This is a genomic window from Paenibacillus sp. FSL K6-1122 (assembly GCF_037977015.1).
Taxonomy (GTDB): Bacteria; Bacillota; Bacilli; order Paenibacillales; family Paenibacillaceae; genus Paenibacillus; species Paenibacillus amylolyticus.
In genome coordinates this window covers 2,023,515-2,044,914 of record NZ_CP150272.1, presented here as the reverse complement: position 1 = coordinate 2,044,914, position 21,400 = coordinate 2,023,515, and the positions used below count along the sequence as shown (strand labels likewise).

The 21,400-nt window shown below is 46.5% G+C and carries 21 protein-coding genes; 4 read left to right on the top strand and 17 right to left on the bottom strand.

Features of this window, described 5'->3' with window-relative positions:
- The 4 genes from NSQ20_RS09220 to NSQ20_RS09205 form a co-directional block, all read right to left on the bottom strand.
- On the bottom strand, positions 1-894 hold the full coding sequence (locus tag NSQ20_RS09220; protein ID WP_017689620.1) for a 5'-3' exonuclease H3TH domain-containing protein: 894 nt from the start codon (positions 892-894) through the stop codon (positions 1-3).
- A 139-nt stretch (positions 895-1,033) separates the two neighbouring features.
- A complete protein-coding gene (locus NSQ20_RS09215) occupies positions 1,034-1,399 on the bottom strand; it encodes an arsenate reductase family protein (protein WP_017689621.1) in 366 nt (121 codons plus the stop codon).
- A gap of 394 nt (positions 1,400-1,793) precedes the next feature.
- Positions 1,794-2,777, bottom strand: coding sequence for an RluA family pseudouridine synthase (locus tag NSQ20_RS09210; RefSeq protein ID WP_340032317.1), 984 nt, complete (start codon positions 2,775-2,777; stop codon positions 1,794-1,796).
- Positions 2,774-3,349 (bottom strand): cob(I)yrinic acid a,c-diamide adenosyltransferase, encoded by a 576-nt coding sequence (locus NSQ20_RS09205; protein WP_036610088.1) that lies wholly within the window; start codon positions 3,347-3,349, stop codon positions 2,774-2,776. The genes NSQ20_RS09210 and NSQ20_RS09205 overlap by 4 nt, the downstream gene beginning before the upstream one ends.
- Positions 3,350-3,497: 148 nt before the next feature.
- On the opposite strand from NSQ20_RS09205, the gene NSQ20_RS09200 reads away from it, so the two are divergent.
- Entirely contained in the window at positions 3,498-4,109 is a 612-nt protein-coding gene (locus tag NSQ20_RS09200; RefSeq protein ID WP_017689624.1) for a DedA family protein, read from the top strand.
- A gap of 85 nt (positions 4,110-4,194) precedes the next feature.
- On the opposite strand, the gene NSQ20_RS09195 is transcribed toward NSQ20_RS09200, so the two are convergent.
- From NSQ20_RS09195 to NSQ20_RS09165, 7 genes are all read right to left on the bottom strand, one after another.
- Positions 4,195-4,737: a bifunctional adenosylcobinamide kinase/adenosylcobinamide-phosphate guanylyltransferase gene (locus NSQ20_RS09195; protein ID WP_100529510.1), complete on the bottom strand. Its 543-nt coding sequence runs from the start codon at positions 4,735-4,737 to the stop codon at positions 4,195-4,197.
- A gap of 37 nt (positions 4,738-4,774) precedes the next feature.
- Entirely contained in the window at positions 4,775-5,326 is a 552-nt protein-coding gene (locus tag NSQ20_RS09190; protein ID WP_017689626.1) for a hypothetical protein, read from the bottom strand.
- A gap of 168 nt (positions 5,327-5,494) precedes the next feature.
- A complete protein-coding gene (locus tag NSQ20_RS09185) occupies positions 5,495-5,761 on the bottom strand; it encodes an aspartyl-phosphate phosphatase Spo0E family protein (protein WP_017689627.1) in 267 nt (88 codons plus the stop codon).
- A 143-nt stretch (positions 5,762-5,904) separates the two neighbouring features.
- Positions 5,905-7,113 (bottom strand): aminotransferase class I/II-fold pyridoxal phosphate-dependent enzyme, encoded by a 1,209-nt coding sequence (locus NSQ20_RS09180; RefSeq protein WP_036610094.1) that lies wholly within the window; start codon positions 7,111-7,113, stop codon positions 5,905-5,907.
- A gap of 13 nt (positions 7,114-7,126) precedes the next feature.
- Positions 7,127-7,627 (bottom strand): Lrp/AsnC family transcriptional regulator, encoded by a 501-nt coding sequence (locus tag NSQ20_RS09175; RefSeq protein WP_024628343.1) that lies wholly within the window; start codon positions 7,625-7,627, stop codon positions 7,127-7,129.
- Between the two features lie 160 nt (positions 7,628-7,787).
- Positions 7,788-8,183, bottom strand: coding sequence for a spore coat protein (locus tag NSQ20_RS09170; RefSeq protein WP_062833450.1), 396 nt, complete (start codon positions 8,181-8,183; stop codon positions 7,788-7,790).
- Between the two features lie 31 nt (positions 8,184-8,214).
- Complete coding sequence (locus NSQ20_RS09165) at positions 8,215-8,451, bottom strand: hypothetical protein (protein WP_036610100.1); 237 nt, start codon at positions 8,449-8,451, stop codon at positions 8,215-8,217.
- Positions 8,452-8,548: 97 nt separating this feature from the next.
- On the opposite strand from NSQ20_RS09165, the gene NSQ20_RS09160 reads away from it, so the two are divergent.
- The gene (locus NSQ20_RS09160; protein ID WP_076252433.1) at positions 8,549-9,769 is read left to right on the top strand and encodes an FAD-dependent oxidoreductase; all 1,221 of its coding nucleotides are present in this window, start codon (positions 8,549-8,551) and stop codon (positions 9,767-9,769) included.
- 95 nt (positions 9,770-9,864) lie between these two features.
- Here the strand turns inward: NSQ20_RS09160 and NSQ20_RS09155 are convergent, their stop codons facing one another.
- The 4 genes from NSQ20_RS09155 to NSQ20_RS09140 all read right to left on the bottom strand — a co-directional run bounded on the left by NSQ20_RS09155 (position 9,865) and on the right by NSQ20_RS09140 (position 14,752).
- Entirely contained in the window at positions 9,865-11,079 is a 1,215-nt protein-coding gene (locus NSQ20_RS09155; protein ID WP_340019853.1) for an MFS transporter, read from the bottom strand.
- Between the two features lie 129 nt (positions 11,080-11,208).
- Positions 11,209-11,775, bottom strand: a complete 567-nt coding sequence (locus NSQ20_RS09150) for a hypothetical protein (RefSeq protein WP_076327048.1) — start codon at positions 11,773-11,775, stop codon at positions 11,209-11,211.
- Between the two features lie 119 nt (positions 11,776-11,894).
- Positions 11,895-12,335, bottom strand: coding sequence for a DUF350 domain-containing protein (locus tag NSQ20_RS09145; protein WP_082219034.1), 441 nt, complete (start codon positions 12,333-12,335; stop codon positions 11,895-11,897).
- Positions 12,336-12,385: 50 nt separating this feature from the next.
- Positions 12,386-14,752: an endonuclease MutS2 gene (locus NSQ20_RS09140; protein ID WP_340019851.1), complete on the bottom strand. Its 2,367-nt coding sequence runs from the start codon at positions 14,750-14,752 to the stop codon at positions 12,386-12,388.
- Positions 14,753-14,940: 188 nt separating this feature from the next.
- Between NSQ20_RS09140 and NSQ20_RS09135 the strand changes: the two genes are divergently transcribed.
- Together NSQ20_RS09135 and NSQ20_RS09130 are read left to right on the top strand one after the other, a co-directional pair.
- Positions 14,941-15,300, top strand: coding sequence for a phage holin family protein (locus NSQ20_RS09135; RefSeq protein WP_036610114.1), 360 nt, complete (start codon positions 14,941-14,943; stop codon positions 15,298-15,300).
- Between the two features lie 220 nt (positions 15,301-15,520).
- A complete protein-coding gene (locus tag NSQ20_RS09130; protein WP_036669784.1) occupies positions 15,521-15,913 on the top strand; it encodes a cytochrome c oxidase subunit II in 393 nt (130 codons plus the stop codon).
- A 104-nt stretch (positions 15,914-16,017) separates the two neighbouring features.
- On the opposite strand, the gene NSQ20_RS09125 is transcribed toward NSQ20_RS09130, so the two are convergent.
- The gene (locus tag NSQ20_RS09125) at positions 16,018-18,726 is read right to left on the bottom strand and encodes a hypothetical protein (protein ID WP_340032316.1); all 2,709 of its coding nucleotides are present in this window, start codon (positions 18,724-18,726) and stop codon (positions 16,018-16,020) included.
- Between the two features lie 138 nt (positions 18,727-18,864).
- Positions 18,865-21,318, bottom strand: coding sequence for a phenylalanine--tRNA ligase subunit beta (pheT, locus tag NSQ20_RS09120; RefSeq protein ID WP_340032315.1), 2,454 nt, complete (start codon positions 21,316-21,318; stop codon positions 18,865-18,867).
- Positions 21,319-21,400 lie beyond the last annotated feature (82 nt).

Here is a 21,400-nt window from a genome sequence, read left to right as displayed (position 1 = left end):
TCACCCTATTGCCACTCCCATCCAAGAGCCAAGGCTCTTCATCTCAAGTTGTTCAAACTTGTCCATCACCATATCCGGATCAAGACGCAATTCACAGATATCCAGCGCACAGGCAACCGGAACAGCACAATGAATCTCTGCCAGTTTGCGGGACAAATGAAGCATGTCCAGATCATTCTCAATCTTGTTACGCACCGAAGGGGTCAGTTTATCCATGTTGCTCAGAATCCCTTCAATGGAGCCGTATTCCTGTACAAGCTTCAACGCTGTTTTCTCACCAATTCCCCGTACTCCGGGATAATTGTCGCTGGCATCTCCCATCAGACCCTTCATGTCAATCACTTGACGAGGTGTCAGTTGTTTCTCAGCCATGAGCGTTTCAGGGTTGTACACCATGTAGTTGCCATGGCCTTTTTTCATAATAATGATACTTGTGCGGTCATTGATCAGTTGCAACATGTCGTGGTCACCCGTCAGTACCATAACATTCATATCGGTCTCTTCGGTATAATACTTCGCAAGCGTCCCGATGCAATCGTCGGCTTCGAATCCTTGTGCACCTATATTCGGAATACCCAGGCTATCCATGACTTCACGAATCAGAGCAAATTGGGGAATCAGGTCATCCGGAGCTTCGGCCCGGTTGCCTTTGTAGGCTGCATATTCTTCACCGCGGAACGTCTTACCGCCCATATCCCAACAACATACGACATGACTTGGCCCAAAAGTCTGAACCGCATCCCAGAAATAACGGATAAATCCGTAGACTGCGTTGGTAGGCAACCCTGCCTTTGTACGTCTGATATATCCGCTTGCAGATGTCGCATAAAAAGCACGGAACAACACCGCCATACCGTCTACCAGCAACAAAGTAGGTTCATTACGTTGATTCACTTGAATTTGTTCTCTCCTATCTAAATCTAGCATATAAAATATCGAAACTAATTCTATCATTATAGCATAGTTCCGCCAACCATCGTTCAGCCAAAAAAGCCCTGAATTTTGAACAATTCAAGGCTGATATTCAGCGCGTTTATGCGTTATTCCATTCCTGCTCGTACGTTTCTTCCTTGAATCCAACCGTCACCTTTTCTCCATCCGTAACGATCGGACGTTTGATCAGCCGACCATTGGAAGCCAACAAACGAATCTGTTCATCAGCGGACATGCCCGGAAGCTTGTCCTTCAATTGTTGTTCTTTGTACACTTCCCCACTCGTATTAAAGAACTTTTTTACTTCCAGTCCACTCTTTTGGATGAGTTCTGTTAGTTCAGATTCGGATGGCGGTGAATCAAAAATAGGGATTAACTCCAGCTCGTGTCCTTGAGCTTCAAGCCATTTTACAGCTTTGCGGCATGTGCCGCATTTGGCATATTGATATACTTTTAAGTTACTCATGTATGTGTTCCTCCTCTGCTCCGGTTTCGACTTTTCGCTTCCCTTGGTTTGCTTCGCAAATCCAAAAGTCGCTCCAAATCGATACCATCGCCATGTAATTTTACTGACTTTTGCGAATGAGATCAAAAACTCACATTCGGCTATATTTTTTCGGATCAAAATCTTACAGCTTTTGTATCCTTAAAAGCTTTTGAGATTTGAATTCTTGAAATATTTAACATGAAATGGGTAAGCATCAATACATTAAACCATAAAGATTAGCCTACGGCATGTTGTTCGGGTGCATAAAGCATCCCTCACAAGGGTAAGACAAACAGCGTTGAACTCCAAACAGGACAGGCCGTGCAGGAAACTGCGATACGAGGTGCAAAACTAAGAGCCCCGTCGCAGCTTCCTACAGTTCTTCTCTGGGAGCTGCGTCATCATTCAAACGCTTCTCTAGCGCGGCCATATCTGCTGGAAAAGGAGCTTGGAACGTTATGCGTTCCTTTAGAATGGGATGTTCAAACGTCAATTCACAAGCGTGTAATGCTTGGCGTTCGATCCAGGTATCCCGTTCTTCTTGAACAGCCATGGTCTGCTCATCGATCTCATGCACAGGTAGTGTCTTGTACATTCGATCACCTATCAACGGGCAGCCGATGGACGTCATATGTACCCTGATCTGATGGGTTCTGCCACTTTCCAGCTTGAGGCTTATCGCACTGGCGCTGCCCCCTGACCAACGTGTTACGGTCGTGTACAACGTTCTTGCAGCGTAGCCATCAGGTGTTACGATTCGGCGGTGTGGCTCTTCAGGATCGCGATCGATCGGTCCATCTACTGCCCCCTGTTCCGGGACAGGACTGCCGTGCACAAGTGCAATATATTTCTTGTCCACTGTTCCTGCAATCATCTGTTCAGAGACATGTTGATGCACATAAGGGTTCTTGGCTATGGCGAGCACACCTGACGTTTCCTGATCAAGTCGATGAATCGGTCTGAACCGGAAGCGCTCACCCTTAGATTTCCAATAATGAACAACGCCATTTGCCAAAGTACCCGTATAATGTCCATGCGTCGGATGAACGATGATGCCCGCATCCTTGTTGACAATAAGCAAGTGCTCATCTTCATACAGAACGGTAAAGGGAATAAGCTCAGGCAAAATATCATCCGATTCCTCTTGCTCCATCCGAACTTCAACGACATCACCCGCAGCTACCTTGACGCTAATGTACACGCGCTCTCCATTAAGCATGATACCTTGCTCCGTCAGCTTAATTTTGGACAAAAGCTTACGCGACACCAGCAGCCGGCGCTGAAGCACGGTCTTCAGCAGCCAGCCATCTTCTTGTTCGGTCACCGTGTAGACAATCGGCGAATAATACTGGCTCATTCTTTGCGGCGGAAGACTTTTTTGCTCCGCACATATTCAATATCCGCCACCTGTTGTCTCGCGTTGGCTGTCCGTGCAACCACGAAGAAGTAATCAGACAGTCGGTTTAGATACCGTCGTACAGACGGATTAATATCTGTATGTTGTCCAAGTGTTACCGTGCGACGCTCTGCGCGACGACATACAGTACGGCACACATGAAGAGCAGAAGACAGCTGACTGCCACCAGGAATAATGAACCGTTCCACTTTTGGGTTCTCTGCATCATACTGGTCGATCCATTGTTCCAGACGTGTGACCATTTCATCTCTCACCTTATATTTGGTCTCACTAATCTTCACAAAGGCCAGATCCGACCCGCAATCAAACAGTTCCTGCTGAACTTCCAGCAGATGTTCACGCAGATCTTCAAATTCCCCTTGAGCCGAGTCAATAAGGCTGATCGCCTGGCCTACAAAACAGTTCAACTCATCAATCGTACCATAAGCCTCAACCCGGTCATCATCCTTGATGACGCGTCCACCGATAACCGAAGTCTGTCCTTCGTCACCTGTTCGTGTATATATGCCCATCGTTATCCCTCCAATTGGTAATATAATAATGAATACGGGAATGCCATTTTTTCAGAAACCCGTCTATCGCTTTACACGTATATAAGAATTGGTGTGCTCTGCCGAGTATACGACAAATCAAAGGAAACCAAAAGTAAAGGAGACGATTATGCAAAACTGGATAACCGATTTCATGGAACAATACGGCTACATAGGCATTGCACTCATTATTGCTCTTGAGAACGTATTTCCCCCGATTCCATCCGAAATCATCTTGCCGTTTGGCGGATTCATGACCACCTATACCAGTCTCACTCTTCCAGGAGTTATTATCGCTGCAACTATTGGTTCTGTCCTTGGTGCTGTGATCCTGTATGGTATTGGTCTACTCATTGACGTCGAACGCCTTGAGAAAATTGTGGAACGCTGGGGACATGTTCTGCGCATCAAAAAAGAGGATATTCACCGTGTCGATGCATGGTTTGACAAATATGGCATGTGGACCGTATTATTCTGCCGAATGGTTCCCCTCGTTCGTAGTCTTATCTCCATTCCCGCAGGCATGTCCAATATGAAATTTGGTTTATTCCTTCTCTTTACAACCATTGGTACATTGATCTGGAATGTCATTCTTGTCTGCGTTGGTGCTGCGCTTGGCGCATCATGGGAGAGCATTTTGCACTTTATGGACGTCTATTCCATTGTAGTGTACGTCATTCTGGCCATCATTGTCATCGGATGTATCATCTGGTGGATCAGACGTAGCAAAAAGCAGAAATAAAAAGAATAGCTTAATAAATAAAGCCTCCTCGCCACCAATTCGTGGTTAAGGAGGCTTCTTTATGTCACCCGTTTATGTCATCTCGCTATCGTTCATCTTCATTTCGCATGCCCTGACTCTTAAGATCGATAGCCAGACCAGATACCAGCATGTACATCTTTTCAGCATGTATCTGCAGCATCCGATTAACCGAAGCCATTCTCGCTGTAAATATTCGTTCTTCCTCGGTAGGATGCAATGTGCCATGCATTTCATTGGTAATCACAAGCAACTTCCCCTGATAAGACAATAAAGCATCAAGCAAAAGCTGTGTCTCTGAACGCTGATGATCCAGATCCTTTGTTGCCCTGAAACCGGCAGCCATCCAGGAGGTCAGACTGTCTACAATTACAATTCGCTGATCCGCCAAAAACAGATTGGATTCCCGATTAATCTGGGTGATCACCTCTGTCAGATGCTGACCGTTCCCGGCATGAATGGCACGATAATGAGCGGATGGCAATTCGGGAATAACGGGATCATGATCACCGGTGGATAAATATACACCCTCCCGGCTAATCCCGGCTGCGTACTTAAGGGCAAACCGGGTTTTACCACTACCTATGCCGCCTGTGACCGTAATCAGCAATCCGCTTCCCTCCTTCCATAGCCATTCTGAATTTTCTTTACTCTGTCAGCGCCTTCAGCACTTTTTTGGATTCTTCGACATTGGAAGATGACACTGGAATGGTAGCGAACAAATTGCTCGCAGCATATTCTACATCTTTAAACATTTTCATATCTTCGAGTGGAATGCCGTAAAGATGTGATTCTTGCTTGAGATCTGAACCTCCATCTCCTTCACCCTTCTCTACCAATACTCCACCCTCAAATACACCCCGTTCAAACTTCTTGGGATCAAAAGTATCATCCAGCGGAACATTGGAGCCATTACTTCCGTATTGTTTCATGTCGGATTCAGGCAATATGAAAATATCATGTCCTCCAGCCGCATATTCTACCATAATTTTCTGAACATCATACATCGCACTGGTGATCACTTCTACCTTGGGTTCCTCGCCCAGTTTCTGTTGCAGATTGGCCTGTAACTGTTCTGAGATTACAGATGGATTTCCTTGGTTATCAATGATGAAAATCGAAAAACCATCTTTACCTCCACAACCAGCAAGCAGAAAAACGATAGAAATGATTGCAGTAAGCCCCCAAAATCTCTTCATTCCAGTTCCCCCTTTAGTCTCCTATGTCCAATATATCACAATTGTTCCACGCAAAAAAATAACCTGGCTTATCGGGGGTTCACCCTGCCTTTACACACAAAAAAAGAAGACCTTCTCAGGTCTCCCTTTCTAATTCGATTAATGAAACGTTTCAATCCAGCATAAACGTTATTTTGCTTTAATCGGGTTAGCCTTCATATATTCATTAATCTTTAAATCCAGCAAACTGCTGATCTCAATTACAATATCGGATGTGAATGATTTCTCTTCGAGGAAGATCTGTTCCATCTTGCGACGAAGCATATGAATTTCATCTTCCAAGGAAATGTCATGCAAAGATGCGTTATCGGGTTTCACCGACCATCGGTCGCCATGATCGCCTTCTGCCAGATAGTGCCCACGATTCGTCGGTAAATCATATTCAACACAAAACAAAGCTAACCCCTCCTTGGAAAAATGGTTTCCAAATATATGAAAACTTATTTCAAATTTGAATTATATCACATTATTTTGTAAAAGAAAGTTATTTTTTTCCAATAATAACAATGTCACATTTGTAAAAAGATTCTACTTTAGTATTAACCCTCTTTTTGCAGTTTGTAAACAAAGTTTCCGATTCGTTCCAAAGCTTCATTTAATTGGGTTACAGAAGTAGCATAAGAACAACGCAAGAAGCCTTCACCCTGAGGGCCAAAAACATTGCCCGGAACAGCAGCCACTTTATTCTCCGTTAACAATCGCTCAGCAAACAGGTCTGAACTCATACCCGTCTTTTGAATGCTCGGGAATGCATAGAATGCTCCCTGAGGTTCATGACAATCAAGTCCAATATCTCTGAAGCCCTGCACAATTAAACGTCTACGCTGATTATACGATTCTACCATCCGATCTTTCTCACCCAAACCATTTGTCAACGCCTCAAGTGCAGCAACCTGACCCATGGCCGGCGCACACATTACCGTATACTGATGGATTTTGAGCATGGCTGCAATAAGCTCAGGATGACCACACATGTAACCGATCCGCCAACCTGTCATTGCAAAAGCCTTCGAAAATCCGCTTACGAGAATGGTCCGCTCCTTCATGTCAGGGATAGCTGCAAAGCTAACATGTTTTTGCGTATACGTCAATTCAGCGTAAATTTCATCCGCGATCACAATCAGATCATGCTTTTTAATCACTTCAGCAATAGGCAGCCACTCTTCATACGTCATGATGGCTCCAGTGGGATTACTCGGATAACACAGAATAACCACTTTCGACTTTGGTGTGATACCAGCTTCAAGTGCTTCGGCCGTTAACTTGAACTGATCTTTCGCATAGGTTTCAACACCAACCGGTATACCGCCACCGATTGAAGCGATTGGTGAATACGCCACGTACGAAGGTTCAGGAATGAGAATCTCGTCGCCAGGTACGATTAATGCTCGCAAAGCCAGGTCAATCGCTTCACTGCCACCCACGGTAACAATAATCTCATCCTTGGGATCGTATTTGGTATCAAACTGAGTATCCAGATATTCACTGATGGCTTCTCTTAACTTCGGCATACCTGCGTTGGATGTGTAACTGGTCATACCTCTTTCCAGCGAGTATACACAAGCTTCACGCATATGCCAAGGGGTAACAAAATCAGGTTCACCCACACCCAATGTGATAATATCCTTGTTGTCTCCAACCAGATCAAAAAATTTGCGAATTCCGGATGGAGGTATCTGCTGCACGAGGGGTGCCAGATAAGATGTCATTTTCTTGTTGTTCCCGGTTGTCTGTTCATTCACTATCATGACACATCTTCCTTTACGGCGAGATCATGAGACGGTTGTCTTCCTGATGGTCTTCAAAGATAATCCCGTCCTGCTTATATTTTTTAAGAATAAAATTTGTTTTGGTTGAAAGTACAGAGTCTATCGGAGACAGTTTCTCCGACACAAAATTAGCGACTTCACGCAGGTTGCCACCTTCCACTTCAACGAGCAGATCGTATGCACCAGACATGAGATATACGGACTTCACTTGCGGATAGAGATAAATACGTTCAGCAATCCCTTCAAAACCACGACCACGCTCCGGCGTGATCTGTACTTCAATCAAGGCCGTTACTTTTTCATCATCTATTTTGCTCCAGTTCACGACGGTTGCGTATTTCACGATGACGTGGTCTTGTTCTAGCTGTGCCACGGCGTTCTTGATCTTGTCTTCCGACTCCCCCAGCAGCGTCGACAGCAGTGCGGGAGTCCTTCTCGCGTCTTCCTTCAGCAGATCCAGAACTTTTAATTGCAGATCGTTCAAATCTTTCATGGTTTTCCCTCCAGCATCATCCAGGTTCCTGAAAATGAATTAATACTTATATTACATGAATTTGACGTTGATGCATAGACAAAAGACCGCCTGCCCTGAATTCAGGCAAGCGGTGGTATGGTCCTTTACCATTAGGTGCTTCAAACCTCTTTTGCAAAGGTTACATGTAATAAGGGTTACCGTAATTCGGTTGATGCTGCGGCACATTAGGAGCTTGGCTATATGAACTGTTCTGCGTATTCTTTTCCTGAATGAACTGCTGACACTTTTGTTGGGTCTGGTGGGCGGACTGAATTTGCTTGTCCACATCCTGACGAAGTGCCTTGGATGAGACAGAATACATGTTGTTTTGCTGCATCAGATTGAACAGTTCCCCTTGTAATCTTAGGGTATCGTTCGTCAGGTCTGTGAACATTCGACGTGTCATGGGGCAGGAAGCTTCCGTTGTCGCAGTCGTATATTCGCGTGAGGTTCGTCTTAAATCTGCAAGAATCGACTTCAGCAGATCCTGCTCCTGCATAAAAGCGCCATTAGATGATAAAGATTGAGAATACATGCGTTTTCCTCCTATACAGTTAGAGTTGTCTTCAATTACTGACTTGCGCCGGTGCAAGAGACTGATGTTGCTGCAATGCATTGACAAGCGTGTTCAGATGTTGTTCATGTGAGCGAACATAGTGATTCAGAGCTTGTTGAATTTGTGGATTATGTGTGATGGAAGCTGTGGCTGCACACTGCTTAATCAGCAGTTCTTCATTGGTGATAGAGTCCGCAATGTAGTTCAATTCCTTGGGACTCAGCGCTTGCATAGTATGATTCTGCATGTTTCGATGGCCTCCTCGGCATAAAGTTTATGCGCAATTATTGTTAACCCGGTCACACAAAAGTATACAAATTTAAATTATAAAGGAGATGTTTCTAATGGATCTGGTCTATGGCACACCTTTCTGGCCCTCCACTTTCAATTCAACATTTAATTATTCTGCTCTGCAAGAAGACATCTCTTGTGACTGCCTCATCATTGGTGGGGGCATGGGGGGCGCATTGACATCTAAACTACTCACGGAACAGGGTGTTAACACTGTTGTGATTGATAAGCGAGACATTGCCAACGGCAGCAGTTCTGCCAATACAGGTCTTTTACAATACACCAATGACAAGACACTAACCTCATGTATCCACACTTTTGGTGAAGCAACAGGCGTACGTTTTTATGAGCTTTGTCGTGAAGCAATGAAACAACTTGCTCAAATTGCAGACAGCCTGGATACAGACCCTTGGTTTATCCCACGAACAAGTCTTTGTTTTGCGAGCAGTGAAGATGATGTGGCCCTATTGGAGGAAGAATATCAGACCTTGAAGCGTTATGGTTTTGAAGCTGAACTGTGGGATGCCGACAAAATAAGCCAGCATTTCCCCTTCAGCAAACCCGCTGCACTGTACACCATGGGAGATGCGGAAGTGAACCCCTATCGTTTTGTTCATGCCTTGTTTGAATCCGCCAATAAGCGTGGCGCTCGAATCTATGGTCAGACGGAGATGATACACTGTGAATACGATGAAGATGGTGTAGTCTGCCACACTGCCAACGGTAAAATCCGTGCCAAGAAAGTCATATTTGCTGCCGGTTACGAGACACAGGACATCAAAAAGGATCGCGGAGCCTATCTGAAAACGACCTACGCGATTGCTACCAAACCGTTGTCTGATCTTAGTGAATGGTTTGAACACAGCATGATTTGGGAGACAGCTCGCCCATATTTGTATATGCGAACAACACCGGACGGAAGAATCATCGCAGGCGGTTTGGATGAAGAAACACCTCGAGAGGATCAACGTGAAATACGTTCAAAACACCGGGGAGATACACTCCTGGAAGAGGTCCGTTCCTATTTCCCTTTAGATGATCTTGAAGTCGATTATGCCTGGGGCGCTGTGTTTGGTAATACGAATGATGGCCTCCCCCTGATCGGTACACATCCCGATTATCCGCATTCATATTTTGTAGAAGGGTATGGAGGTAACGGGACCGTATACAGCATGATTGCTGCTTCCTTAATTGTGGATGCTATTACTGGCAAACAAAACCCTGATATGGATCTGTTCTCTCTCACACGTACAAGTAAACCATCTCCTGTATAACCAACAACTGAATCAATACAACTACAAATAGGGTACAGCACACGGAAAGTTCTCTTTTCCCGCCGCTGTACCCTGTTTATATATTGGGAAGCCTGCTAAGCCGAGGGCTCTTGCCCTTCCGTTCGGTTCAATAACTTGCGCATAAAGATCCATCCAATTAGCGGAGAAGCACCGAGGACAATAATAAGCCAGGTTAACATGCGTAGAGAGGGAGCATTTAAGACCGTCACAATAAATATGGCCAACCCACATAGTCTGCCAAGCATCAGGCATAACTCTCTCAAAACGACAAGTTCAACCCTTTTCTCTACATTTTCGCCACTTGTGCCCATCATGTCGAATCCCGCTGATATCATCGGTAATACATATAACGGCATCGCAACAGCACTCCCAATACCCATGATTAACAGCGTTCCATAGGTCACTTTCCAGAGAAGAGGAAGAAGCACAACAAGCAGAATGAGGGCTCCAATGAACATGCCTTTTGATCTATACTGTGGTTTAAACCATTTCCCGGCTGCCCAATAACTTACTAGTGCCACAGCTGAAGTGATGAGTGAGAACTGCCCCAATTTGTACTCCTGTGCGGTAGCCAAATATACAAGCAGTGCAATCAGGAAGGCAAAGACACCTTCACGTGCACCCTGAGCGAATAAACCCAGGCCTAAGGTCCTCCAGGGACTATCCCGCTTGGATAGCTGTATCCAAGGTTCCGACCAGCGGTATGTACCGCTCACCTTTCTTTTTTTCAGAAAAAAACTACAAACTACTGCTATAACATAAATAACGAGTGATACCGTGAAGATGAGCCGATATCCTGTATTGTCTGTCATGCGAGTAATAATCAGACCGGAGAACCATGGACCTATAATTCCTGTCATCGAACCAAGTAACCCGACCCAGCCATTGAATAAATCCCTGTTTTCCCGATCCGTTATTTCAAAATACACAACATTAAATGCAATCCAGAATAACCCCAAGGAACAACCTAGTAGCATACCCAGAGGCCATATCCAGTCTACAGCTTTGGAACCAGCCCAGAGGACTATCATATAAAATATACCGGACAGCGCAGTACCTAGTCGTAGTGCACTCATTTTATTGTGTTCCTTGACCCATTTGCCAGCAAGCCAGAATGTCAGTCCAATGGCCAGTTGCTGGCTGAGAGTGAACCACCCCAACATGGCATAATCCGGACGGCTTTTCCACAGAAACACATTCAAAAAGGTTCCCGACAGCGCTCCGGCTAACGCAAACAATCCATTCACGCCCAAAAGCAGAATGGATTGTCGGCCTAAAGTAATCTTCATCTGCTCCTCCTTCATCCACCTGAAGTGAACTATGTACAGGTAGGTCTTAGGGTTAACGTGCCCCAAGCAAGAGGAAAACATGATGAATCTTCAGGATTGCTATGAAATTGGTTAGAATCGCCGAAATGTTTATTCCTGCGTACTCAGGTTCTTGATCAGACGCAGACGATCTTCCTCAGACAGACTGTATTGAACTTGGAAACATCCCGAGCATACATAGGTCAATACTTTAAACGGTGATGCCAATAGTGACCCTTCGCCTGAAGCTGCGTTAGCAACTGGTGTGAAGTTATCCTGCGTTGTAGCTTGTGTACCTGCGAGAATCATGAATTCCCGGCAATTCGGGCACTCTGGTACTTCTTCCTGATGATCAAGTTGCTTCTGTACACCTTGTTCATACTGAATGAGATCATTACCTTCATCCGCGTATTTGGTTAACGTTCGCAACTCCGGCAATTTGAGTTCGACTTCATCCCCCCACAGATCCGAAAGATCCGTAGTCTGTTTCTCGTTCGTTACATCGTCTACATCATAGATGTCGTCCTCAGCTTCATCGTTCTCTTCATCATCGATGTTAATGTTGAGTGTACGGTATCCTTTTAACTCATTGTGGCAATAAGGACACTCTTCTTCAGGACCGAGCTCCTCATCCCATACAATCTCCGTCTGACACCAAGGGCATACTGTTGTTTCCATATTGATCAACCTTTCTCTTTCATATAATCATGTATTCATTACATAGATGACACCGATGGCAAAAAACACGATCGATGCCGCAAACAAAATCCGTATCAATATCTTCATGACCGGTCCCCCTAGATAATGCTCGCGCCAATAACAAACGACAGCGAGACTGAAATAATCATGGATATCAATCCGACAGCTCGGTTATCCGATTCGATCTCCTTATCAATGGAGAACACGGGTGTCAGGAATTCGAACAAAAAGTAGGCAATGAGCAAAAGGATAAACCCTACGAATGACCACGTCATGGCTTCATATACCGAAGATTTCGCTTGTATGCAGAACCGCAATACGTTGCAGATCCCGAAGATCTTGCCTCCTGTAGCCATCGCAACGGCCACATTGCCCTTCTTGATCTCCGTCCAGCATTTATACTTGGTCACCAGTTCGAAGCAAGCCAGAAATACAAGCAGCTCCATAATCGCTACCGAGAAAAAACCGAGTACCATCCCCAAGGGATGAGACAGCAATTGGTCAATGCTTTCTATCACGCACCGTTCCCCTCTCCCCATCTGCGACCTTCATGAATAAGGTCGCAGAATATCATTGATTCATGGACCGGCTATTCCAATTCTGCGACGGTCACACCGTTCCCGCCTTCTCCGTAATTGCCCAGCCGGTAGCTTTTAATATGTTTATGCTTACGCAGGTAATCCTGAATACCGGAACGTAAAATTCCTGTACCTTTACCGTGAATAATATAAACTTGGCCCAGGTTGGCAAGGAAAGCTTCATCAATGAACCGGTCTGTCTCCATCAGGGCTTCTTCCAGGTTGGTACCACGCAGATCCAATTCACTTTTCACATTGTCATCACGTGTGCGCTTCATACCCGTTACCGGTTTTTGCTTTGGTTTGGCTGCGGGAGCCGATTGCTGCAGTTCCAAGTCATCCAGGGATACTTTCATTTTCATAATCCCCAGTTGTACCATAGCGTCTTTGCTGCCCGCCATCTCTACAACATGGCCTTTTTGATTCAAACTGTAGACAAGCACTTCATCACCAGGACCGATAGCACGAGTCTTCGGCGCTGTTGCCGCCTTCTTGACCGTTTTTCTGCGTTTCTCCGGTTCAGCCTCGTCCAGCTGTTTGCGGGCAGCAATGAGTTTGTGCTCCTTCACGGAAGCACCTTCTTCCATAGCCAACAGGCGAAGATCTGCTATAATCTTCTCGGCTTCCGCGCGAGCTTTGTCCACAATGCTGCGTGCATCTTCTTCTGCTTTTTCAATCCGGCGATCACGCTGCTGTTCCAGCTTCTCCAGTTCGGTCTGATGACGACTGCGTAATTTCTCCATATCCTGGCGCAAGCTCTCTGCCTTCTCACGCTCTTGTTCAGCCGTAAGACGGTTCTCTTCAAGAGAAGCAATCATGTGTTCAATCCGTTGATCCTCTTCCTTCACTTCGCCACGGGCGTAGTCGAGAATGTAACCCGGCAGTCCCAGTCGCTCTGCAATGGCAAATGCATTACTTCGTCCAGGTACACCCACCAGAAGGCGATAGGTTGGACTCAGTGTGTTGATGTCAAATTCCATGCTGGCATTAATGACACCTTTACGCTCATATGCGTATGCTTTCAGTTCACTGTAGTGAGTGGTTGCAACCATGCGACATCCCGTCCGGTGCATATGCTCCAGCATGGAGATCGCCAGTGCGGAACCTTCAGCCGGATCTGTCCCTGCGCCAAGTTCATCAAGCAATACCAAACTTTTTGGTGTCATGTTTTTCAGAATGCGAATGATGTTGGTCATATGACTGGAGAAAGTACTCAGATTCTGCTCGATACTCTGCTCGTCCCCAATGTCTGCATAGATTGCATCAAATACACATAACTGACTGCCATCCTCAGCCGGAACAAATAAACCGGACATGGCCATCAGGCTCAGCAATCCAATCGTTTTGAGCGTTACCGTTTTACCACCCGTATTGGGACCTGTCACGATAATGGATGTATAATCATTGCCCAACTCTATGTCAATTGGTACCACGTTTTCAATCGGAATCAGTGGATGGCGGCCTTTCTTGAGCTTCAGGAACCCGCGGTCATTCATGCGAGGCAATGTTGCTTTCAGTTCACGAGCCAGACGTGCTTTGGCAAAGATAAAATCAAGTGATCCCAGCAAGTCGACATCATACAACAGCCACTCTCCCTGCTCACTGACAAGTGCCGTCAATTTCTGCAAAATAATTTCTATTTCGCGTTCTTCCCGAATCCGGGTCTCGCGTAATTTGTTGTTCATTGCAACAATGGATTCTGGCTCAATGAACAATGTAGCACCCGAACCGGATTGATCGTGCACAATCCCGCCAAAGTACGAACGATATTCAGCTTTCACCGGGATAACAAAACGGTCTCCTCTGATGGTGATGAGCTGATCCTGAAGCATCTTGGATACGGTAGAGGATCGAATCATGGAATCCAGTTTTTCGCGAATCCGCGCTTCTCCGCCTCGCAGCTCACGACGAATCTGCGCCAACGTTACGCTTGCACTGTCGGCAACCTCTGCATTATCGTCAATACAGATTTTGATAGCATCCTCAAGCGTTTTTTGCTCTGACAGTTGATCACTGATATAGAACAATGATTCGATGGGCTCATCTTCATGCAAAGTACCAATCTGACGTTTCAATCGCCGCGCTGCAAAGGTTGTATTGGATATTCCCAAAAGTTCGTGAGGGTTAAGTGTGCCTCCAATTTCAGCACGTTTGATGGAAGCCGTGATATCTACAATTCCCCCAAACGACGGTGAGCCTTTCAAGCGATCAAATGTGAAGGCTTCATCGGTTTGCTGCAGCAACCGCTTCACTTCTTCAAGTTCACTGCTTGGTTCAAGTTGCTCCGCTTTCTTTTTTCCCATGGTCGTCTGGGCAAAGCTAAGCAATGTATTTAAAATTTTGCGATATTCCAGTGTGTGTAAAATTTTCGTGTCCAAGTGTACAACTCCTTCCAAACTATATCTGTATTATAACGAAAGAAACTTTCTTACGCTATTTAACGAATCCTTCCACACATAACTTCAACCATAACACCACAAACTACAGGTGTCAGGATTGTGCAACCTCTCCATCCCCCTTGGAGTTGCCCTGCTCAGTTCAATCCGAATAAAAGGAGGTAAACACCATGAATTTCCTGGGACATGTCGTGCGATTTGTCATCGCTGCAATTGTATTAATGGTGGTCAGCTGGATCGTTCCCGGATTCGCCGTTGGTGGCTTCTGGAGCGCTCTGTTGCTTGCTCTTGTCATTGCCCTGCTCGGCTGGATCGTTGAAGGTATCTTCGGCAAAAGAGTCAACCCGTTTGGTCGCGGTATTGTCGGATTTATCGTTAGCGCACTGGTGATTTGGCTTGGTCAATATGTTGTAGATCATGTTGAAGTCAGCCTGCTCGGTGCCATTCTCGCTGCGCTGGTTATCGGGATTATCGATCTCTTCATCCCGGTATCCACCCCTTTTGATGCCGGACGAAGCTCCAAAAGTTAATCTCCACTTCACCCTAACGTCCCCATGTATTCTCCTAAACCTCTGAAGGCCCTGTGCCGGAAGGGGTTTATTTCATTCGGGCAGTACACACGCTCTGCCGTACACGTACAATTTTCAAAAAAACGACATACGCAGCGTGTACAGGCATCCACATATTGCGGTATGATGACTGGAGCAATCATTCAAATTTTATCCATATCACGCTTTAAGGAGGCATATGATGAAGAAAGGCATAACATGGCTTGCTGCCTGTATGTTAATTCTGGTCCTCACTGCATGTGGAGGGGCAAAACAGTCCGCAGAATCTGGCAGCAATGGATCCGATGCTGATGCTGGAGTTACAGCCAGTGAAGAATTGGTCATCAAGGCGAGTAACTATGAATTCGATCAACCTGAGTACCATCTTAAAAAAGGCGTTCCCGTTAACATTGTTTATAAAAATGAAAACGGGAATCACGGTATCCTTGTGCCTGAGCTGAATCTTCAACTGGATACCAGAAATAGCTCCAAAGTCATAACCCCGGACAAAGTTGGTGAGTTTGAAATGTCCTGTTCTGTCTTCTGTGGTTCAGGACACAGCAGCATGATCTCCAAAATTATCGTTGAAGAATAGTATTCAAGACAAGGAGCCCCCGCAGCGACGGGAGCTCCTTCTTTAGTATAACAAATTGTACCAGAGTACGTTGCCCACGAGCCAGTTCTGCTACATTCATTCCGCTAGGTCTGGTCCTGTTCAATCAATTCAATCCATTCGTTATATTCCGTCTGCAATTTCGTATATTCATCATGCAACTGACGATATTCCGTGTTCAGCTGCTCTGCCTTTTCCTGCTCCATTTCACGTTCAACCTGTAACAAACGTAATTGATTGGCCGCTAGTTCGTAACGCTCCCCCATCTCAAGCAGTTCAGTTTCCATGATCTCTTTCTCTTGGGTCGCTTCTGCACGTAACTTGTCCAGCTGCTGTCGTTCTTGCTCCAGTCCCTCCAGCAACTCACTACTTGCCGCACTTTCTCTCTTCCAAACCGTCAGTTCATTCTCAAGTGTAGCCCAGCGTTCCTGCCAGGATTGTTCCTGAGCCGCCCATTCATCTGCACGGCGTTGCCACACCTGGTCGTTCTGCTCTGCTTGTTCAACGCTTGAGCGAAGTTCTTCTTCACGTCTTGTCAACTGCTCCAGACGGGATGCCAACTCGGTCTGTTTGGCTGACAGTTCTTCGTATTTGATCTGCCATTCCAACGCTTCTTCCTCAGTCTGGGCTAGCCGGCTCTCTTGCTCCGAGTAGCGCTCGTAAAGTTTAGCTGAAGACTGTCTTGCTTCTTCAAGTGCGCTCACAATCTCTTGTTTCTCCTTGCTCAATTCATCCAGCTTGGAACTGTAATTCTCTTCCCGTTGTAATGCATCACTGTAATCATTACGGATTTGTTTATAGTTATCCTGAAGTCGGTTCAGCTCTTCCCGAACAACATTTAGCTCAACTTCAAGCTGATTGCGTTTCTCTTCCAAAAGCTCTGCATCCTTCTGGTATTGCACAGCCTCTTCATGGTTGAAACGAGACTCTTCCTTCACCACGGACAATTCATCATGAAGGGATTGCACACCAGACTCCAACGTTTCATTTTGTTCAGCAACTTCAAGAATCTGATTCTCCAGGTCTCCGATCTCAGCCAATCGCTGCTCAGCAAGATCCTTCAAGGACTGCTCACGTTCCGTAAGCGTGCCGATCTCATTCTGCAATGTACGCACCGCAGCATGAGCCTGTTCAAGCACTTTTTGCAGTCTGCGCTGTTCCTCTTCCGACTTCACTTCAGTCTCACGAAGCTTTTGGGCTTCCTGTTCAAGCTGTGCATGTTGCTCCTGAAGTTTGCGTAGCTGTGCTGTTAGAGAGGTTTCTCTATCCACAGTTTCATTATACTTCTGCTTCCATTGTTCCTGTAGATCACGGGATTGCTGGGCAGCCTGTTCCGTTTCACGTAGAAGCTCCTGCAACTGGGAACGGTCCTCTTTCAACTGCTCCAGTTGTTGTTCCAGTTCCGTAATTCGGCGAGTCTGAACTTCCTGCTCCTGTTTACGGACCCCATGCTCATGACGTAACGATTCCAATTGACCACGCTCGTGCTGAAGCTGCTGTTCTTGCTCTGCAACCATGTCCTGTGCACTGATGAGCTGGGTCATCACTTCTTCTAATTGCTCTTCGACATCTAATAGTCGAGTCTCCGCCTGTTTACGTTGTTCCTCAAGTTGCTGCTTGAGCTTGCCCTGTTCTTCTTGCAACAAGGCCTCTGCCGCCGCTTCGGCTTCTTTCGCCTGGGACGCTGCTGCTTCCTTGGCTTGCTGCAATTGTTCCTCGAGGGCTGCTTCTTTTTCCATCCATTCGAGTTCCAACTGCTCGGATAACGCCTTGAACTCCGCATTCAACTGATTTATCTCAGTCAGGCGCTTCTGCTCCGCTTGTTCCTGCAAGTCAGCCCGTTCCTGATTCGCCTGATCCGTAAGCTCTTGTGTCTGTTGCAGCGCTTTTTCTTCAGCCTGTTGAAGACGAAGTTCCATCTGTTGCTGAAGTTCGTTATATTGCAACGTTGCCTCTTCCTGAGCTTTCTTCAGATTGCTCTCTGCCTGCTCCAACTCGGACAAAATGGCCGACTCGGCTTCTTCCTTGGCTGTCTGAACCTGCTGCGCAGCCTTGGCTTCAATCTGTTGACGTTCTGCAACGGCACGGCTTTCGGCTTCTTTTAATTGAGCTGCAGTCTTGTCCTGCAACTCTTTATATTGCGCCGCAGCTTTGGCCTGCGCCTGCTGCAATTCGGCTGCAGAACGGTTCTGAGCTTCTTTGAGCTGGGAAGCAGCCTGTGCCTGTGCATTTTTAAGCTGGTTAGCCGCTTTCTCTTCCATTTCCTTCAGCTGTTTCGTTCCCTTGGCTTCTGCTTCCTTCAGTTGTGCCGTCGCTTGGGCCTGCAATTTCTGCACTCGCTCCGTTGCTTGAGCGCGTTCTTGCTCCAGCAGCTTATTCAACTTGGCTATCTCTGAATTTTTGTCCGATTCGGACTTTTGCAACGCCTGCTCTGCTTCAATCTTCAGCTGTTGCAAATCAGCAAGAGCCTGGTCACGCCGTTCCAATTCTTGTTGATGTTCATTTTGTATGGCGTTTAACCGATTCAATTCGTTTCTCAGTTCTGTACGTTCTCCAGTGAGCATCTTCAGTTCATTACGGATTTCCTGAGTCTGAAGAGACTGTTCAGCCATATGTACAGCCGCCAGTACCGCAATACGCGGAGTATCCAGACGGGAATTTTGCTTGGAGATCGCGCCCATACGCTCATCTACCAGGTTAGCTACTTGTTTCATATAGTCGGCACTGCTGCCAACCAGTTTATAGGAAGTCCCGTAGATCTCTACGGTGACGCGTGTACGATCAGGTGTAGTCACAGTTGTGCCCTCCTTCAAGTCTGTATGTTGATTCTAAGCTGTAATCACAAAAAAGTCACATCGATCCTCTAATGCTAAGGATTCGATGTGACTTCAAACAATTCCTGCTAATCTTTGTTCAAAAAATCTTCTTTTGTCCTATTTACGCAATTCCGCTCCGAATTGCTCTTCCAGACGAGCCACTACACGGGCATGAACTTCAGTAACTTCCTCATCGGTCAGTGTACGTTCACGATTCCGGTATACCAGTGCCATCGCCACGCTTTTCTTGTTTTCACCCAGTTTACTACCAGTGAACACATCGAACACCTGTACAGTTTGTAACAATTCACCCGCCGATTCACGAATGGCGCGCAGCATATCTCCCGCTTCAATATCCTCATTCACAACAACCGCGATATCACGTTCCATGGCTGGGAAACGCGGAAGTTCACGATAACGAATGTCAGCGTCTGCTTCATTGTAGATCGATTCAAGTGCAATCTCTGCGATGTACACATCATTCAGATCATACTGCTGTTGCAGTTCCGGATGCAATTGACCCAATGTACCGATCAATGTGCCTTCCCCGCCATCCTTACCTTCCAGGTAAACCGATGCGGAACGTCCCGGATGGAATCCTTCAGGGCTGTTTGCTACCAAGCGAATGCGTTGTTCAAGCCCCACATAGGCGAACAGATGCTCAAGAGCACCTTTCAGATCGAAGAAGTCTACTTTCTCCGCTCCAACATTCCACTGCTGGCTTGCACGATTCCCGGTGAGCAGCAAGCCCAGTACCGGAATCTCATGTGGTTGTTTGGTCAACTGATCTTCTTCAGTGAAGAACACATTGCCCACTTCAAATACAGCCAGTGAATCCTGTTTACGGTTCATGTTATACACCGCTGCATCCAGCATTTGCGGCAAAATACTCGTACGAAGCACACTGCGGTCCTCACTCATAGGCATCGCGAGTTTCACGGCTTTACTGCCTTGTGTCAATGCCGGGAACAATGTCGCTTTATCCGGGTGTACAAAGGAGTAACTGATCATTTCCTGCCAGCCACTGCCTGAGAGCAATCCACGAATCGTGCGACGCATCGCTTGAGAGCGTGTATATGCCCCTGGAGTCGTCGGTCCTTCAATCCATGTGGTTGGAATGTTGTCGTATCCGTACAGGCGTGCAATCTCTTCAAACAAGTCTACATCAAGCGTAATATCCCCTCTGCGTGTTGGCACTTCCACATCCAGCAATCCTTGATCAGCATCACCACATGCAAAGTGCAAGCGAGCGAAGATCGTTTTTACCTCAAGCAAAGACAGATCGGTTCCCAGATAACGATTCAGTCGGTCCAGCGACAATTGAATTACACGTTTCTCCGCAGCTTCTGCTCCAGCTTCCACGATTCCCTGGTGCACTTCACCTTCAGCATAACGCTGAATCAGTTCAGCCGCACGATCCAAAGCCGTAATCACCGCACCCGGGTCTACTTCCTTCTCAAAACGCATGCTTGCTTCGGAACGTAGCCCCAGTTGGCGCGACGTTTTCCGAACGGTTCCGCCGTCGAACTTGGCGGACTCCAGCAACAGATTCACCGTGTCTTCCGATACCTCGGAATTCTCGCCACCCATAACCCCAGCGATGGCTACTGGTTTCACGCCATCCGTGATGAGCAACATGTGTGGCTCCAGCTTACGCTCTTGTCCATCCAGCGTAACAATCGTTTCGCCTTCGTTGGCCATCCGCACTTCAATATGGCCCTTTTCCAGCTTATCCGCATCGAATGCATGTAGCGGTTGACCGTATTCCAGCATGACATAGTTCGTGATATCAACGATGTTATTGATTGGGCGAACACCTGCCGCCATGAGACGGTTTTGCATCCACAGCGGGGAAGCACCCAGCTTAATGCCGGTTACATAACGAGCTGCATAGTGAATGCATTGCTCCTGTGCCTTGATCTCTACAGAGATATGATTCGCGGCTGCATCACCAATTTCAACCAGTTGGTCTTTGGGACTTGGCAGCTTCACTTCACGACCCAGGATGGCACCCACTTCATAAGCTGCACCACGCATGCTGAGACAGTCGGAACGGTTCGGTGTCAGGTCCAGTTCAAGAACATGATCGTCAAGACCAAGAACCTGGCTGATTGGCGTGCCAACCTCTGTTTGTTCCGGCAGAACGAGAATACCTTCCTGCTGATCTTTCGGCAACAATTTGTCGTTCATGCCCAGCTCTTTGGCGGAACAGATCATGCCAAGGGAGACAACACCGCGCAGTTTGGCTTTTTTGATATCCAATCCACCAGGGAGCTTTGCTCCAACCAGGGCTACGACTACTTTTTGGCCTGCATCCACATTTTTCGCACCACACACGATCTGCAGATCTTCTTCCTGACCAGCATCGATGACACATACATTCAGTTTGTCTGCATCGGGGTGTTTCTCCTTGCTCTTCACATAACCTACAACAACTTTATTGACGCCCTTGTTGCGGTTCTCCACTACATCAATTTCGACACCCGCACGGGTGATTTTCTCAGCCAATTCCTGTGGCGTCACACCTTCAAGGGAAATATAATCAGACAGCCAATCTGTCGATACTCTCATGGACGTTCACTTCCTTCATCTATAAATTGGTGTTCCCGGTTCATTCGCTTGCTCTATATGGTTAATCTTTCTTGTCTTAAAG